Origin of the sequence: Oceanospirillum sediminis, from assembly GCF_014164585.1 — a bacterium.
Classification (GTDB): domain Bacteria; phylum Pseudomonadota; class Gammaproteobacteria; order Pseudomonadales; family Halomonadaceae; genus Oceanospirillum; species Oceanospirillum sediminis.
On the sequence record NZ_JACJFM010000024.1, the window covers coordinates 64665 to 80851 of the forward strand.

Annotated in this window: 15 protein-coding genes and 1 pseudogene; 6 read left to right on the top strand and 10 right to left on the bottom strand. The window is 46.9% G+C overall.

What is annotated here, in order from left to right; genetic code table 11:
* The first annotated feature begins 59 nt into the window (after window positions 1-59).
* Window positions 60-1334, top strand: a complete 1275-nt coding sequence (glyA, locus tag H4O21_RS16430; RefSeq protein ID WP_182809958.1) for a serine hydroxymethyltransferase — start codon at window positions 60-62, stop codon at window positions 1332-1334.
* A 121-nt stretch (window positions 1335-1455) separates the two neighbouring features.
* The gene (locus H4O21_RS16435) at window positions 1456-2838 is read left to right on the top strand and encodes an L-serine ammonia-lyase (RefSeq protein ID WP_182809959.1); all 1383 of its coding nucleotides are present in this window, start codon (window positions 1456-1458) and stop codon (window positions 2836-2838) included.
* 93 nt (window positions 2839-2931) lie between these two features.
* Here H4O21_RS16435 and H4O21_RS16440 read toward each other — a convergent pair whose 3' ends face one another.
* Window positions 2932-3510: a TetR/AcrR family transcriptional regulator gene (locus H4O21_RS16440; protein WP_182809960.1), complete on the bottom strand. Its 579-nt coding sequence runs from the start codon at window positions 3508-3510 to the stop codon at window positions 2932-2934.
* A gap of 127 nt (window positions 3511-3637) precedes the next feature.
* Between H4O21_RS16440 and fabF the strand changes: the two genes are divergently transcribed.
* Window positions 3638-4912, top strand: a complete 1275-nt coding sequence (gene fabF / locus H4O21_RS16445) for a beta-ketoacyl-ACP synthase II (RefSeq protein ID WP_182809961.1) — start codon at window positions 3638-3640, stop codon at window positions 4910-4912.
* Between the two features lie 127 nt (window positions 4913-5039).
* On the opposite strand, the gene H4O21_RS16450 is transcribed toward fabF, so the two are convergent.
* Genes H4O21_RS16450 through H4O21_RS16465 form a run of 4 tightly spaced genes read right to left on the bottom strand, consistent with a single transcriptional unit; the run spans window position 5040 to window position 8201 of the window.
* Complete coding sequence (locus H4O21_RS16450; protein WP_182809962.1) at window positions 5040-5825, bottom strand: hypothetical protein; 786 nt, start codon at window positions 5823-5825, stop codon at window positions 5040-5042.
* A 27-nt stretch (window positions 5826-5852) separates the two neighbouring features.
* Window positions 5853-6182: a NirD/YgiW/YdeI family stress tolerance protein gene (locus tag H4O21_RS16455; protein ID WP_182809963.1), complete on the bottom strand. Its 330-nt coding sequence runs from the start codon at window positions 6180-6182 to the stop codon at window positions 5853-5855.
* A 55-nt stretch (window positions 6183-6237) separates the two neighbouring features.
* Entirely contained in the window at window positions 6238-7545 is a 1308-nt protein-coding gene (locus H4O21_RS16460; RefSeq protein WP_182809964.1) for an ATP-binding protein, read from the bottom strand.
* Window positions 7545-8201 (bottom strand): response regulator, encoded by a 657-nt coding sequence (locus tag H4O21_RS16465; RefSeq protein WP_182809965.1) that lies wholly within the window; start codon window positions 8199-8201, stop codon window positions 7545-7547. The genes H4O21_RS16460 and H4O21_RS16465 overlap by 1 nt, the downstream gene beginning before the upstream one ends.
* A gap of 363 nt (window positions 8202-8564) precedes the next feature.
* On the opposite strand from H4O21_RS16465, the gene H4O21_RS16470 reads away from it, so the two are divergent.
* The gene (locus H4O21_RS16470) at window positions 8565-9587 is read left to right on the top strand and encodes a sensor domain-containing diguanylate cyclase (protein ID WP_182809966.1); all 1023 of its coding nucleotides are present in this window, start codon (window positions 8565-8567) and stop codon (window positions 9585-9587) included.
* A gap of 199 nt (window positions 9588-9786) precedes the next feature.
* Here the strand turns inward: H4O21_RS16470 and H4O21_RS16475 are convergent, their stop codons facing one another.
* Genes H4O21_RS16475 through H4O21_RS16495 form a run of 5 tightly spaced genes read right to left on the bottom strand, consistent with a single transcriptional unit; the run spans window position 9787 to window position 14163 of the window.
* Complete coding sequence (locus tag H4O21_RS16475) at window positions 9787-10422, bottom strand: tetratricopeptide repeat protein (RefSeq protein ID WP_182809967.1); 636 nt, start codon at window positions 10420-10422, stop codon at window positions 9787-9789.
* Window positions 10423-10436: 14 nt separating this feature from the next.
* A complete protein-coding gene (locus tag H4O21_RS16480; RefSeq protein WP_182809968.1) occupies window positions 10437-11231 on the bottom strand; it encodes an SDR family oxidoreductase in 795 nt (264 codons plus the stop codon).
* 8 nt (window positions 11232-11239) lie between these two features.
* On the bottom strand, window positions 11240-11923 hold the full coding sequence (locus H4O21_RS16485) for an iron-containing redox enzyme family protein (protein WP_182809969.1): 684 nt from the start codon (window positions 11921-11923) through the stop codon (window positions 11240-11242).
* A 25-nt stretch (window positions 11924-11948) separates the two neighbouring features.
* Window positions 11949-13508 (bottom strand): AMP-binding protein, encoded by a 1560-nt coding sequence (locus tag H4O21_RS16490; RefSeq protein WP_182809970.1) that lies wholly within the window; start codon window positions 13506-13508, stop codon window positions 11949-11951.
* Between the two features lie 43 nt (window positions 13509-13551).
* Complete coding sequence (locus H4O21_RS16495) at window positions 13552-14163, bottom strand: thermostable hemolysin (RefSeq protein WP_182809971.1); 612 nt, start codon at window positions 14161-14163, stop codon at window positions 13552-13554.
* 356 nt (window positions 14164-14519) lie between these two features.
* On the opposite strand from H4O21_RS16495, the gene H4O21_RS16500 reads away from it, so the two are divergent.
* Both H4O21_RS16500 and H4O21_RS16505 read left to right on the top strand, forming a co-directional pair.
* Window positions 14520-15500 (top strand): transposase, encoded by a 981-nt coding sequence (locus tag H4O21_RS16500; RefSeq protein WP_182809972.1) that lies wholly within the window; start codon window positions 14520-14522, stop codon window positions 15498-15500.
* A gap of 482 nt (window positions 15501-15982) precedes the next feature.
* Window positions 15983-16187: pseudogene (locus H4O21_RS16505) on the top strand (ISL3 family transposase); the annotation flags it as partial.

The window sequence follows — 16187 nt, forward strand, 5'->3', positions numbered from 1 at the left end:
ATCAGGTCGGTAATCTATGACTTGTCCTGATCCATATTCTTAGCAGGAGAATAAAAAGAATGTTTAGCAAAGACGATCAGATCCAGAACTTTGATGAAACCCTGTGGCAGGCGATGCAACAGGAAGCGGTGCGCCAGGAAGAGCACATCGAGTTGATCGCATCTGAAAACTACACCAGCCCGCGAGTCATGCAGGCTCAGGGTTCCCTGCTGACGAATAAATACGCAGAAGGTTATCCTGAAAAACGTTACTACGGTGGTTGTGAACACGTTGATGTGGTTGAGCAGCTGGCCATTGACCGTGCCAAAGAACTGTTTGGTGCCGACTATGCCAACGTTCAGCCTCACTCCGGTTCTCAGGCCAATGCGGCGGTTTACATGGCGCTGGTTGAGCCGGGTGATACAATTCTGGGGATGAGTCTGGCTCACGGTGGCCACCTGACACACGGTGCCCATGTAAACTTCTCCGGAAAAATGTACAACGCTGTGCAGTACGGTCTGACCGAATCTGGCGAGATCGACTATGACCAGGTTGAAGCTCTGGCAAAAGAACACCAGCCAAAAATGATCGTAGCCGGTTTCTCTGCTTACTCTCAAATCGTTGACTGGGCACGCTTCCGTGAAATTGCTGACGCAGTTGGCGCGTACCTGTTTGTTGATATGGCACACGTTGCTGGTCTGATTGCCGCAGGTCTGTACCCTAACCCATTGCCGTATGCGGATGTGGTAACTACTACCACTCACAAAACACTGCGTGGCCCGCGTGGTGGTCTGATTCTGGCTCAGTTCGACCGTGAAGGCGCTAAGCCTGAGCTGGAGAAAAAACTGAACTCTGCAGTATTCCCTGGTGGTCAGGGTGGTCCTCTGATGCACGTGATTGCGGCTAAAGCCGTCGCATTTAAAGAAGCGCTGCTGCCTGAATTTAAAGAGTACCAGACTCAGGTCGTGAAAAATGCGGATGCTATGGCGCAGGTATTTATCGAACGCGGCTACGACGTAGTATCTGGCGGTACTCAGAACCACCTGTTCCTGCTGAGTCTGATCAAGCAGGGTCTGACAGGGAAAGATGCTGATGCAGCGCTGGGTAATGCCTCCATCACCGTTAACAAAAACGCTGTGCCTAATGATCCTCAGTCTCCGTTTGTCACCTCTGGTCTGCGTATCGGTTCTCCGGTCATCACTACTCGTGGTCTGAAAGAAGCTCAGTGTCGTGAACTGAGTCACTGGATTGCTGACATTCTGGATGCGATGCAGCGTGGCGATGAAGAAGCCATGATTGCAGAAGTGAAAGAAAAAGTTAAAGCACTGTGTTCGGATTACCCGGTATACAAGTAAGTCTTACCGGACAATATTCCTAATATAATAATAAGCCGGTCTTCGACCGGCTCCGTGAACCTCACTGATCGTCATCAGCCTGTTATCTAATGATAACGGGCTGTTTTAAGAGGTATTCAATATGGCAATCAGCTTATTCGATATGCTGAAAATAGGCATTGGTCCTTCCAGTTCTCATACGGTAGGGCCAATGAAAGCCGCGCAGATGTTTGCCGAAAGCCTGCGCGATACGGACTTACTCAGTGAGGTAAGCCGGGTTCAATCCCAACTGTTCGGATCTCTGGGGGCAACCGGTAAAGGTCACGGCTCAGGCCCTGCCGTTTTGCTGGGGCTGGAAGGTCACCTGCCGGAACTGATTGATCCGACCATTGTAGAACCCCGTGCCGATGAAATTGCACAAACCCGTCAGATGTCTCTGCTGGGTACTCATCGCATCGCTTTTGATGAAGCAGATGATCTGATCTATCACAAAACAGAATCCCTGCCCTTTCATGCCAACGGCATGAGCTTTACCGCGTTTAACGCTCAGGGCGAACAGGTCAGCCACAGAGTATATTACTCCGTGGGTGGTGGCTTTGTGGTTGATGAAGAAGCGGCAGGTGCTGACCGTATTGTAGAAGACAGCACTCCGCTCAGATACCCGTTCAGCACAGGTCAGGAGCTGCTGGACATCTGCAAAGAGACCGGACTGTCCATTTCTGATGTCATGCTGGAAAACGAAAAAGCGTGGCGCAGCGAAGAAGAGATTCGTCAGGGTATTCAGGAAATCTGGCAGGTCATGCAGGAATGCGTGCAGAATGGCATCCGTAACGAAGGTATTCTGCCAGGTGGACTTAAAGTAAAGCGCCGGGCTGCGTCTTTGCATAACGAGCTGAAGAACCGCACCCGTATGGATATGATCACTCCATCTCTGGGTGCTCTGGACTGGGTGAATCTGTACGCTCTGGCCGTTAATGAAGAAAATGCTGCCGGTGGCCGTATGGTAACAGCACCGACAAATGGTGCTGCCGGTATTATTCCTGCTGTACTGCACTACTACATTAACTGGTGCCCGAATTCCAATGAAGAAGGCGTGATTCGCTTCCTGCTGGCTGCTGCTGCGGTGGGTATTCTGTTTAAACAGAATGCTTCTATCTCCGGGGCAGAAGTGGGCTGCCAGGGCGAAGTAGGTTCAGCCTGTGCGATGGCGGCGGCCGGTCTGGCTGAAGCTACCGGCGGTAGCCCTGAACAGGTCGAAAATGCTGCTGAAATTGGTATGGAACATAACCTGGGTCTGACATGTGACCCGATTGGTGGTCTGGTACAGGTCCCCTGTATCGAACGTAACGCTATGGCATCCATGAAGGCGATTAACGCTGCGGCTATGGCAATTCGTGGCGATGGGCAGCACTTTGTCTCTCTGGATAAGGTAATTAAAACCATGCGTGACACAGGTCTGGATATGCTGGACAAATATAAAGAAACTTCCAGAGGAGGACTTGCTGTCAACGTGATTGAATGTTAATCAATTTTCATGATTCTATTCGCACTCTCTGGCTCCGGGTTGTTGGCTCTTCCCGGAGCTTTTTGGTTCTGGCTATATTGATGGCCAATGCCTCTAATCTGCCAGCATGGCAAAGAGGCTTGATTTTGAATTTTCCAGCAAAGCCTTCTGACTCTCCGTATCTGACAGACTTCTGGCAATAGACACTGTGCCTACCATCGTCACCACAAGGTATTGGGCCTGGGCACGTGCGGTTTGCAGACTTCTGCCTGTGGCTTCTAATGCCTGCGCTAATCGGTCAACCATGCCATTAAACACTTTTTCGTAGCTTGCTCTGACCTCGCTGTCTCTATGAGCTACATCGGTCGATAAAAATGCTAAAGGGCAAGCGTAGCCCTCTTGCCTGACATGCTCCATGCTCAGATATTCGGTAACCAGATAGCGCATCTTCTCTTTATCGAGATCACCGCCTTTCCTGACCAGTAACGAGTGTCGGCCCGCCGTAAGTATCGCCTCGGCATACAAACTGACCTTAGAGCTAAAGTGAGCATAAAAAGCGCCGTGGGTCATCTCGGCGTGTTGCATAATCTGAGCAATCGATATCTGGTCGAAGCCTCTGCGGCAAAACAGATCAATGGCAGATAAAAGAATACGTTCACGGCTTTGCTTTTTGTGCTCTGCAGAGTAAGGCAAAGTTACCTCCTGATAGAATAAGAAACCTGTCAGTGTTTTTATATTATCTTGATCATATTAAGACTTACCTTAGCATGATTACCCTGTTAGTCGAAATAACGCTGGGTACTCAGCGAAAGGAAATCATATGTCTCAGGCAAACCGAATTGTTATCACAGGAATGGGTATCGTATCGCCACTGGGTTGTGGTGTGGCATCTGTGTGGCAACGCTTAATCTCAGGTGAATCAGGCATCGATTGGATAAAAGAAGATCTGCCAGAGGGCTTAACCACTAAAATTGCCGGTCAGGTTCCACGTAATGGCGAACAGGATAATGCTCTGATCGAAGCAAACTATTTATCCGTTAAAGAGCGTCGACGTGTAGACCTGTTCACCTTATTTGCTTTAGCCGCCGCAGATGAAGCGTTAGCTCAGGCTGACTGGAAGCCTGAAAGTGAAGAAGAGCAAGCCGCGACAGCTACTGTGATTGCTACCGGTATTGGTGGTTTTCCAACCATTACCCATGCCAAAGAAGTGCTTGATCACTCAGGGCCTCGTAAGCTATCCCCCTTTACAGTACCCGCATTTTTAGCCAATTTAGCCGCAGGCAACGTCTCAATCAAATACGGATTTAAAGGGCCTGTCGGCACACCGGTGACAGCCTGTGCTGCCGGTATTCAAGCTATAGGTGATGGTATGCGCCTGATTCGTAGCGGAGAGGCCGATGTCGTACTGGCAGGTGGTACAGAAGCCTGTATTGATCCTCTGTCCTTAGCTGGATTTAGTGCTCTGAAAGCCTTATCCACCCACAATACTGAACCAACGACAGCCTCTCGTCCTTTTGATCAGGCGCGAGATGGCTTTGTGATGGGAGAAGGTGCAGGACTACTGGTGATTGAAAGCCTGGAACATGCGTTAAGCCGTGGCGCAACGCCATTAGCTGAAATTATCGGCTATGGCACAAGCGCCGATGCCTACCATCTGACCTCAGGGCCTGAAAATGGTGACGGTGCCGCAAGGGCGATAAAGTCAGCGTTAAAAATGGCGAACCTGAAAGCGGCTGATATAGGTTATGTTAATGCTCATGCCACCTCGACGCCGGTAGGGGATAAAGGGGAAATTAACGCCTTACGACAGATCTTTGCCGATTATATTACCCAGATACCCATTTCATCGACCAAGTCTGCCACAGGACATTTACTGGGTGCTGCCGGAGGTGTCGAAGCAATATTCAGCGTTCAGGCACTACGTTCAGGCGTATTACCGCCAACACTGAACTTAGACAATGTTGATACCGGTATGGCCGATCTTGATCTCATTCCCCATAATGCCCGAGAAACCAGGGTGAATCATGTACTTTGTAACGGCTTTGGCTTTGGTGGTGTGAATGCCGCTGTGATCTTTAAACGATATTCACTTTAAACTGTGTTTTGACCTCAGAGACAGCCATCAATTTTGCTCGAAATAGTGGCTGTCTTAGTCTTTTCTGGCTAAGTTTCCGATTTTACCTGCGGAGATGTCGAGCAGTAAAATCGGGTAGGTGTCATATTCAGAACTGTTCAGTGGAAAAGCTAATGAGATTCCATGTTACGTCCTGGGTGGGAATACCTGTGAACTCAACTGAGGTGTTGTTTTCAAATTTCACCTCCAGCCTGGAGCCGTCGTAGTCTATATCATCAATCTGTTTGACCAGCTGTATAAAGGAGTGAATTCCAAATGTATCAGATAGAATAATCTGATCACCTTCATCGGCATTAAAATTGGAAATATTGACGTTATCACCGGGGTTCAGTGTGAATTTATCCTGTTGACCGGATTGGAAAACAACCTCTTTGCCCTGATCATATGATAAGTGATTATTTTCAGTAATATACTCTTCGTAGATCTTGTGGTAACGGCCATCTCCATTACTGTCCTTATAGACGGTTTTCTCAAATCCCCAGCCTTCAGGTTCGTACTCAGTGATCAGATTGCCCTGAACAGTAAACTGATGCTGCTGAATTGAATCCTGTTCTATCTCTCCATCTGTTTCATATTCTGTTTTAGAGATAACATTACCGTTCTGAATGTCAAAGCGGTAGAAATCCTGAACAATATGCGGGCTGGCAGGCGTGAATGTTGTTTGTCCGGCAGAATAAATACCGTCGCCATTAACATCTGTAAAGGATGTCAGTTCAATGACGCCGTCATCTGTCTCTTGTTTAAAAATAACATCACCTTCAATGTAATAGTGCTCATCAGCATCGATTTTTTCATATTCCCAACGGCCATCATCCCATTCCTGAACACTTTTTATCTGATTGTTATGAATACTGAAGCGGTATAGGTCAGACATCGTTAACTCCTTTTTAATAGCATGGTTTCAGTGAATTTCGATATGGTCTGCTTCAAGTTCGATACCCTTGTATTCCCGTTCAATTTCGCCATACAAGGTGACAGACTGGCCATTTTTCAACACGATATGACGGCTGATATCCTCGTCAATTTCAACGGTTATTGAGCCGCTGGCATCCTGAAATTCATATTTCTCACGACCCAGAGGCTTAACCAGGGTAGCGTTTATTGCTACCAGAGAATTGTCTCTGGCATTCAGCGCTTCAGCTACAGATATCAAACCAGAAGCTGGGACCTGTGCTGTTGCTGTGAGTGAACCCGCAAAGAATAGTAAGGTGCCAAACATCAATCTCTTCATCGTGTTTCTCCTTTTATGTAATGGATGATGAAGAGATTAATGGATAGAGATGAAGTTAACCTGAAGTGCTGCTTTGTTTTGTGAAACAGAGTGTTATATGTAAACCCGGACAGGCATGGGAGCAGTGGAACGATGCCTGGTGAATGGCCGCAATACGTTGACAAATGGCCAGGCCCAGGCCCAGGCCTTCTCCTTTGCTGTCAAGGCGGACAGCAGGATTTCGAATGGCATCCAGTAATGTATCGGTTACACCATCGCCATTGTCTTTTATGCTGAGGGTTTGTCGGGTTAATGCGATGTTTACCTCAGTGGTTCTGGGGCTATGGCGTAAGATATTACTGAATATATTTTCAATTAATACCTGCAATAGGGTTGCATCACCTTCGATATGACAAGGCTCCAGCTCCAGGTGCAGTGCAATACCCCGCGTCTTAAAGAGCCTTTGATATTTGTCGGTTATTGCTTGTATCCGAGTATCCAGGGCGATCGGTTCAAAGCGTTTCTTCCAATGATGCTGTTCAAGTCTGGCCAGCGTCAGCAATTGCTCAACAATGCGGTTGACCCGTTCAGTTTCGAGCTTAATGGCAGAGATGTCGGGATCGGGGCAGGAAAGTTCAAGCTTGATCGTCGTCAGAGGTGTACGCAATTCATGGGCGACATCGTTGGCAAATTGGCGCTCACGATTCAGCACCTCGTCAACTTCTGACATCAGGCGATTCAGTTTATTGGTCAGTGTCTTGATTTCCCGCGTCTGACTGTCGCATTTCAAGGGAGAAAGGTCATCACCACTGCGCTGATCCAGTTCTCTTGATAGCAGTGTCAGTGGTTTTATGATTAATCGAACCAGCCAGCTTAGTAGCAATAAGCTTAACGCCGATCCAATCAGTGTGGGGGCTGTAATGTCTTCTGCAATGTCACCAATGATGTCATCGGAAAGATCATCACGGCGGTACATCTGGACAATAAGCTCATCTTCATCATGCTGATAACCATACCAGCCGTAGCCTTGAAATCTTGTTTCTATAAAAGAAGATCCACGTTTTTGGAGGGGATTATAGTGATCGAAATTGCTGACCTGCCAGCCCTGTTGCGTATGATATACGGTCACCCAGATCGTATCCTCATCGTCCATACGCACATGCTCTTTCAGGAATATACGTAACTCCGCGGGCGTTGCTTTTGTGGCAACGACCATCGCATTGAGCAGAGCCGCATTTTGTTTTAAATCGTCCTCAAGAACTTCATTAAACTCTTCATCGGCTGCCAGGTAAGTTATAAAAACCCCAAGTAGACTTGAGGTGATCATAAAAATGCCCAAAATCCAGGCAATCGCTTTAATGCTGAAGTTTTTTTTGATCATCATCAGGGTTGCACCAGGCGATAGCCAAAGCCCCGTACCGTTTCGATACGATCTTTACCAATCAGTTTACGCAAAGCATAGATATGCACATCCAGGGTATTGGATTCTGAGTCATTGCCTGAACCATAAATGCGTTGTAATAACCGCTCTCTATGAACTTTGTTGCCTGCTGATTGCAGTAGTGTCAGTAGTAACTGAGCTTCTTTCTGAGGGAGGGAAAGTGGCTCATTGTGTAAGGAAAACTGGTCTAGCCTGCTGTCGTAACTCAGACCGCCAAAGGCACAGATTTCATGATGGCGCCCCTGATGACGGCGTAACAGAACCCGAATTCTGGCCTGTAACTCTTCAGGTTCAAATGGCTTGACCAGATAATCATCTGCGCCGGTATCAAGCCCCTGTACACGGTCATCCAGCCCATCCCGTGCCGATAAAATCAATACGGGTTGATCAGCGTTGCTCTGTCGCAATTGCATCAGCCATTCGATACCGTCGCCATCTGGCAGGCCAAGATCAAGCAGAATAAGATCATAATCATTAGCCTGAAATTGCTGTTTTGCTAATGAAAGAGTCCGCACCCAGTCAACCCGATAGGTGCGGCTTAGTATTTTTAATAGCACATTGCCAAGACCTAAATCGTCTTCGACTAATAGCAGAAACATCGAATTGCTCCATGAAGTACTGAACTTTAGAAAAGCACTAACTGTCCAGTAGTTTTCCTTATAAAGGATGAAGTTTACATGAAGTATGTGATTGGCATCCAATGGGAAATAGCCAGGAGAAGAGAGTAAAGAAGCAGAGTCCATTATGAGCATTTTTGTTTCTGATTATGATCAGTAAAAGAATAGTTACTCTAATATTGAAGCAATTATACGACTACCGATGTCCTGTTGTTTCGTATAGACTCTAAGTGAAGCGAAAAGAAGTATGCAATACGCTTTATAGCCGCTACTGCTTTACTCAGGATGGGGCCGCTCATGTTCAGTTACGGAAAAGTCGCTTAGATAAATAATAAGATAGATGTAATGGAACAAGAGTATCCGAAAGATATGCCGCTGAAAGAGCTTACACTTGCTTTTCATCCGAATGATGAAGTGACCTTTTTCAAATATGCGGTGGAGCTGGCGGGAGATGAAGTCTTCTTGATGAAGGCAGATTCACAAATTGTCTATGTGAATCGGTCTGCGTGCGATCATTTGGGTTACGACTATGATGAGCTGATAGGTATGCACGTCTGGGAGTGGGACCCTTTGGTGTCCAGGGAGGTCTGGCCGTCAATATGGGAGAGGACTAAACGCGACAAACTGCTTCATATTGAAACGCAACATCGGACAAAGTCCGGCAGAATCTTTCCTGTCGAGATACGCGGCCATTATTATCAGTTTAAAGGCGAAGAGTTTTTGCTGGCCTTTGCCTACGATATTACTGATCGTAAAAAGGAAGAGAAAGCACTACTGGATTATCAGAAGCAGCTCGAAGAAGAAGTTCAGAAGAGAACGACAGAACTTAACGCTGCTATCGATAAATTGCAGAATCTGGCAAGTATTGATGGTCTGACAAAGATTTTCAATCGTCGTATGTTTAATGAATCCATCGAAGCGGAGTGGACTCGTCTTGCGGAATCCGGCGGTGAGTTGTCTTTCATTATCATCGATATCGACTTTTTTAAGCATTACAACGATAGTTACGGCCATTTACAAGGTGATGCCTGCCTTATTCAGATTGCTGATATTCTGAAAAACAGTGTACAGAGGCCAGGCGATGTTATTGCTCGCTATGGTGGTGAAGAGTTTGCCTGTATCTTGCCGGATACGTCTTTAGAAGAGGCTTTGTCCGTCGCCCACTCGATACAGGCTTTTGTCAGTGATTGTAAAATTATCCACGAAAAATCCCTTGTCAGCCCTTTCATCACACTGAGCATAGGTGTCGCAAGCTGTTATCCGAAAGACTTACTGAATTATAGCTATCTTATTTCAATGGCAGACGAATACCTCTATCAGGCAAAAAGAGAGGGACGTAATCGGATTTGCAGTTGTCAGGTGAATTAAAACCTTATTTAAACAATATCTATCCCTGTTTGCGTTCTATTTATGTTTAAAATCATAGTGGTGAACGCTTCTTGTTGAGTGTTCTGGTCACGCCAGATTCTTTTTCGACCCTATTCACGGTACAGCCATGGCAACTTAATGAAGTTACCATGGATTGACCGGCTAGTTTGTCATCTTCGACGAGTAATAAGCGCATGGTTCATTTCAATTTCCCAAGAGTCGCTTCAATGTCCCGTTTTCGGCCTTTATCCGCCAAAGGTCGGTCAGGGCGAGGTGATGCCTGCATTGCGCGAGTTAAATACACTTTTGCTTCTTTGTCCCGACCTTCTTCCGCAAGGAAGTCTCCATAAAAATAGTTCGGATCGATGCCCGCTGGATTGATTTCTAACGCTTTTTTCAACATTTCTTCGGCTTTATCGTCATCACCAAAGCTAATTGGCCACCCCGGAACTTTGTAGTACAGAGAGCCTAAACTGGTATATGCAGAGCCATCAAGCGTCTGCGGTGAAGTTTCGATTACCCCTTCGAGTAGCGATTTTGCTTCTTCGGCGAGTGACAGTGCACCTAAGCCACCCTGAGCACCAGCCAGTGATGCTTTATTGATTGCCAGCCAAACGGTGAGTTCGGGATTGCCCGGTTCTTTGTCGAGATAACTACCGATTCTGGTAATCGCGTGCTGGAAGCATTGTTCCTTTTCGTCACCGTCGGGTGTGCTGTACTGACATTCCGCCCACTTCTTTTGAACCTGTTGCAGTGGAGCATTACCTGCCAACGCCGCTGTCGAAGCTAACGTTGAACAAACCGTCAAAGCGCACAGTAATTGTCTGGTATTCATCGTCTATGTCCTCTTCAGTGACTGACTCGGTTTACGTATTGGTGAATGGTTTCTTGCTGCTTACGAATAGCAGAGGAAACCACACCTGGAAGCAGTTGATTGATGCGAGCAAAAAGCTTTTCTGGCCAACCAATCCATTTCGCAGAAATTTCTTTTTCCAACATGGTGATAACGTGATCAGCAACAACTTGTGGGGAGTCCGTCTTGTTACCCAGTTGTCGATTCATTTCATTGACTGCATCGCTATTGAGCGAGGTATCTGTCGCTCTTGGTGCCAAATACAATGCACGGATTCCGGTTGCGAACAGCTCTCGGTCGAGCGATTCAGTAAAACGGTGCAACCCCGCTTTTGCCGCGCAATAGGAGGTATAGCCCGGATAGCCAATTGAACCGAACGTTGAACCGATATTGAGAATCACCCCAGGCTGTTTTAACCAGGTCAACGCCGACTGGCACAGCAGTATCGGCGTAACCAGGTTGAGTTGGATTTCGTCTGCAATCTGCGTTGATTGTTTGTGACTCAACAACGAGAAGTCGTTGCTGCCCGCATTGTTAATCAGCGCGTCCACTTTTTGATGTTGGCGCGCTCGATCTTTAATCGCGGTTAATCCTTCTGACGAGGTGATGTCTGCGACGACTATGTCATGGCGCTCTGGGTTAGGCAGTTCACGCTGCAGTGTTTGCAAACTCTCTTCATTTCGCCCAACAAGGATGAGGCAGGCATCGCGTTTTGCTAACTCTTGAGCGATGGCTTGCCCAATTCCGCCCGTTGCGCCTGTCAGGAGAATGGTGCTATTGCTAATGATCATGAGTCACCTCACGCCGCTTGTTGGGTTGAGAAAGAAGGCAAAGAACGCAGCATTTGCCCGTAAAGATCAAACACCATATTTGCCGAGTCGATGATGATTTGTTGATCTTCCTCTTTGGTGATTTTGTTCATCAATGATTCAAAAAATTGCAGATGCTCCTGGTCCAGCACGCTGTGTGAAATCAGATAAGTCATTGCTGAAGGCGGCAGGCTTAGCGTTGACTGGATTTTTTCTGCCATTTGGCCACCAATACCAACGCTGGTGCCTTCTAATACCCACACCATGCCGAACAGCGCAAGTGGGTTGTGGCGATCAACGTTGTGGTAAAGGTATGAAACCATCAGCTCAACAGGTGTACCGACCTGGCCTGCATCTTTGTTATTGCGCACCGCTTCAGCATCACCGCCACACGCTTTGATGTCATTCAAAATCCACTCCTGATGACCTTTTTCTTCTTCAATGTATTCGGCAATGGCTTCACGTACCCATTCGTATTCACCAGATAGTCGTCCTCCACATGCCATCAGCAAAGGAACAGTATGCTTTACGTGATGGTAAGCTTGCGTCAGAAAGGCGATATACATCTCTTTGGAAATGTTGCCTTGTTGAACATCTGCGATAACTGGCGCAGTTAACATGGCTTGCTGAGCTGCGGCGGTGTTTTGTTTAAGTTGTTCAAAAAATAAAGTCATAACCTTCTCCTTAAGAAGCCGTTAACTAAGATGCAGTCTGGAAAGACGTAATGCGTTGCTGAACAGGCAAATCAATGCGTTGGATCTTTTGCGCTTGCAGCGTTATTTCAGATTTTGTGCTCACTAATAGCTGAGCCACATCATGTTCGATTTGATTTCGTTTTAGCTTGCCGTTATCCGTGTACCAGCCAGAGATGGCTCGAGGGTTGTCCAGCAGCAGCAAGGTTCGGATTTGAGCGTAATCGGGCAGGGTCTGGTTTAATGCGTGAACCTTTGCTTCGACATCTTCGCTATTGGCCGTGACGGCACACAACGTCTGTTGGCTATCGCCAGTGATGATGAGTGGCGTCATTGGTAAAAGTGCTAACGCCTCTGATTCAATCCACTCCGGTGAGACATTTCTACCGTACGCAGTGACGATAAGGTTCTTTTTACGTCCAGAAAGAGTGACAAAGCCTTGCGCGTCAATGTGAGCTAAATCACCGGTCGCTAACCATTCCTGAGTAAACGGCTCATTCAAATAACCGAGAGCAACGTTACCTTGGACGAGTAGCTCACCATCTTCCGCAATACGAATCTGAGCGTTAGGAAGCGGTTTGCCACAAGTTCCCGCTTTAAATGCTGCGGGTGTATTCAAACAAACAACGGAGCCACATTCGGACAGACCATAACCTTCAAACGCAGGGATGTTCAGCGCATGCGCTGCGTTAATCAGTTGCGACGACACTCTTGCGCCGCCAACGGCCACAAATTTAAGAGAATTCACAAGAGAGGGCTGCTGTTTCGCGATGTGAATGAGCGCAAGCAATAATGCCGGCGTTAACACTAAGCTTTCTGGTTTGATGGTTGCTAATACTTGCGCAAACAGACGCGGTTCGAATTGGCTTGAACCGAGTAAGCCGGTTTGCTCTCCAGGTAAAATATATGACGTCACGCCTAGCATGAGAGGCACATAAATGCCTGTTATATTTTCGAGAAGCGTCGATAAAGGAAGCAGTACTAAATGTGAGTGTGCCGTGCCGTTTACTGCGTCTGCGAGCGATTTTGCCACCAGACACAAATGATCATTGCTTAAACACACGCCTTTAGGCTGACCCGTTGAGCCAGACGTAAATGTGATTTTTCCGGTTTCTGGCAGATAAGCTACCTTCGCACCTTCGTTTCCAGACGGGTTACGACGCAGCAAAGGCAGGCTTGCCATTGAAAGCGAGTGACCTTGCAGCTTTAAGCTTTGCTCAGGATGGGAAGCTAACCATGCTTGCCAATCTCCGATTAAAGCATCGACACCTGATTGTTCCAGCGTGTGCTCAACTTGAGTATCAGAGAAAAACGTTGGAATAGGCACAACGACAATGTTTGCCATCATAGCCGCCAAATCTACGATGGCCCAATCGATGCTGTTTTCTGAGCGTAGTGCGAGCGCTTTGATGTTCAGTGCAATAAGTTCGGCGGTAACGAGCTCGATTTTGCTTAGTAATTCAGAGTAAGTGAGTTCAACCGTTTGACCAGCTTTGCTGCCGACAAGTGCTACTCTATCTGGTGTCGTTTTTGCCCATTTTGTAATAGCATCGAAGAGAATATTCATACGTCACCTGTATTCTAGCGTTGTGTTTGCTGTTCTTTTCCACTTAGGCTTGTTTGCGTTTTCTTTCCCGGACTAATCGAAGCCTTTCTAGTCCTCTCTGCAAATTGCCCGCTAACACACGCGGTTGATGTTCGTAGTACGAACCCCAGGTGGACCTGGCATCTGGAACTTTGCTCTGATCGGCCTGTGCGATGATATGTGGCTCCAATCCCAGACGCGCCATCATGGCGTGAAGTGGGTCTGTCGCGGTGAAAATGCACCATTCAAAACCGAGATTGACCAGCATTTCCGCGATGAGATAGAAGTGCAGAGACGACATTCCCTTAGCAAAAGATGCCAGGTGACCGAATTCCACTAAGTTCGAACGTTTTACGTCGCAGTTAAATACGCTAGAAACGAGTTTGTGGGCATCGTCTGTCAAATACTGTTCAAGGAATAATGGCTCATCCTCGGCGATGCGAAAGCCGCATACTGAAATAATCTGACCGCCTTCGATGAGAGTTAAATACGCCGGCATAAACTGTTTCAGCTCGGCAAAGAATGCTTCCTGATAACGCTGAGAAACATGCTCGATAACCTGACTCCAGAGTGGGTGCTTTGGATAAACGATGTCTAAAGTGAAGTCATCTGCAGAAATTTGAGTATGGTGTTTCACATGAGCGCTTCCTTTGTTTGAGTCGTTATCAACAAAATAAAACGCGAAACTTAAGAAATTCTTAAAGAATAAAATTGTGCTAAAAAATTATTCTGTCTGGACCGTGGAATTGTGACGAGTCGGATACTTTGGCTTTTTGATATTATGGCTGTCCTCATTTGATGTTCTGACTCTATTACGTTCGATTATGCCGATTACCTGGAACTGATTGACTGGACAGGTCGGTGTTGTCGGGAAGACAAACGATGGGGATAAACGGATAAACCGGACACCCATCAAATGCTGGAAGGATTCGGGGTTTCTGCCTATGCTTACTGCCAATCAGGGAAAGAAAGTAACTCAAGGAAGAATGCATCATGACCCGTGCTCGTCAGGAACAAATCAGTCCATCCGATACACCCTACTACCACTGCATCGCCCGTTGTGTGCGTCGGGCATTTCTATGCGGAGAAGATCAATTCTCAGGTCAATCCTTCGAACATCGTCGCCAATGGATCATAGAGCGACTCAACGCACTGGATCAGATGTTTGCCGTTGATGTCTGCGCCTACGCCATCATGTCCAATCACTACCATCTGGTGCTTTATATCAATCAGGAGCAAGCCGCCGATTGGTCAATTGATGAAGTGATTGAGCGTTGGTTGCTGCTATTCAAAGCGCCCATGCTGGTACAGCGCTATCAAAAAGGAGAGTGTGGCTCTACCGCTGAACTGGAAAAGGTATATGAGATTGTTGAAAAGTGGCGGGAAAGGCTGGCTGATATTAGTTGGTTTATGCGCTGTCTGAATGAATATATCGCTAGAAAAGCCAATGAAGAAGACCGCTGCACTGGTCGATTCTGGGAAGGGCGCTTTAAAAGTCAGGCCCTACTAGATGAACAAGGGCTATTAACCTGCATGGCCTATGTTGATCTCAATCCAGTACGCGCCGCCATGGCCGATTGCCCGGAAAATTCAGACTTTACCTCTATCCAACAACGAATCAGGGAATATGCCGAACAACGAGATAGCGCCGATTCTCCTCGCTTAAAACCCTTCTCAGCAAAACAAAAAGACAGTGCCCACTCAATTGCCTTTGATTATGCGGATTATCTGGAACTGATCGACTGGACGGGTCGGTGCTGTCGGGAAGACAAACGAGGACATATTCCAAGGCATCTACCGCCAATACTGCAACGACTCAATATCGACCAAAATGCCTGGCTTAAAGCAATGAAGCCAGAAGGCCTGCAAACCAGTCGAGCGATGGGGCATATCAAACGACTGAAACAGTTTGCACGGGATAAAGGGCTGGCCTGGGTTTCATCAGGGAGTCAGTTTAAAGCCTTGTTTGTATAAAGTTACTCAGAGAAGTGAACTGCGTCTTTCATTCCCTAATCTGTAGTTTTTCTTACCTCTGAAGCATGGAAGTAGTGCTTCGGTGTCATTTTATTTTCTCGGAATATCTTAATCGTTGGTTATTCTGGTTGAGCCTGCCGGATGCTTTGGCTTTTTCAAAAATTATAAATTATGGCTGTCCCCGTTTATCGGTATCGGTAGTTTTTCTTACCTCTGAAGCATGGAAGTAGTGCTTCGGTGTCGTTTTATTCTCTTGGAATATCTTAATCGCTGGTTATCCGGATTGAGTCTGCCCGGTTTTAAATAATGGCTATACTCGTTAGTCTCTTATGGGATGCCTGGTGCGACATATGCTGTCGATATTGCTGTATTAGATATTTTCTTTAATAATGACTGTCCTGATTTTTGGCTCCTCGACGTTAGGTGTGGATTCTGCTTTGAGATTTATAGCAAAATAAGCACTTTTTCAGAGAGGATAAATCATGGATGGCAATCAGATTTTTGCACTGGGTCTGGGATTAGAGGCCCCCTGGAAACTGGTTGATCAGCACCTGGATGTATCCTCATCACCTCACCAGTTGCATCTCACTGTAGAAGCCGATCGTGGCAGCCTGTTCCCCTGCCCTGAATGCGGACAGGCATGCCCCGCTCATGACTATAAAGAGCTGACCTGGCGACACTTAAACT

Bases quoted from the DNA above. Each gene is read 5' to 3' on its own strand.
- H4O21_RS16460 (WP_182809964.1), bottom strand. From the start codon at position 7,545: ATGATGATCAAAAAAAACTTCAGCATTAAAGCGATTGCCTGGATTTTG.
- fabF (WP_182809961.1), top strand. From the start codon at position 3,638: ATGTCTCAGGCAAACCGAATTGTTATCACAGGAATGGGTATCGTATCG.
- H4O21_RS16485 (WP_182809969.1), bottom strand. From the start codon at position 11,923: ATGACTTTATTTTTTGAACAACTTAAACAAAACACCGCCGCAGCTCAG.
- H4O21_RS16475 (WP_182809967.1), bottom strand. From the start codon at position 10,422: ATGAATACCAGACAATTACTGTGCGCTTTGACGGTTTGTTCAACGTTA.
- H4O21_RS16470 (WP_182809966.1), top strand. From the start codon at position 8,565: ATGGAACAAGAGTATCCGAAAGATATGCCGCTGAAAGAGCTTACACTT.
- H4O21_RS16490 (WP_182809970.1), bottom strand. From the start codon at position 13,508: ATGAATATTCTCTTCGATGCTATTACAAAATGGGCAAAAACGACACCA.
- H4O21_RS16450 (WP_182809962.1), bottom strand. From the start codon at position 5,825: ATGTCTGACCTATACCGCTTCAGTATTCATAACAATCAGATAAAAAGT.
- H4O21_RS16435 (WP_182809959.1), top strand. From the start codon at position 1,456: ATGGCAATCAGCTTATTCGATATGCTGAAAATAGGCATTGGTCCTTCC.
- glyA (WP_182809958.1), top strand. From the start codon at position 60: ATGTTTAGCAAAGACGATCAGATCCAGAACTTTGATGAAACCCTGTGG.
- H4O21_RS16480 (WP_182809968.1), bottom strand. From the start codon at position 11,231: ATGATCATTAGCAATAGCACCATTCTCCTGACAGGCGCAACGGGCGGA.
- H4O21_RS16500 (WP_182809972.1), top strand. From the start codon at position 14,520: ATGACCCGTGCTCGTCAGGAACAAATCAGTCCATCCGATACACCCTAC.
- H4O21_RS16465 (WP_182809965.1), bottom strand. From the start codon at position 8,201: ATGTTTCTGCTATTAGTCGAAGACGATTTAGGTCTTGGCAATGTGCTA.
- H4O21_RS16455 (WP_182809963.1), bottom strand. From the start codon at position 6,182: ATGAAGAGATTGATGTTTGGCACCTTACTATTCTTTGCGGGTTCACTC.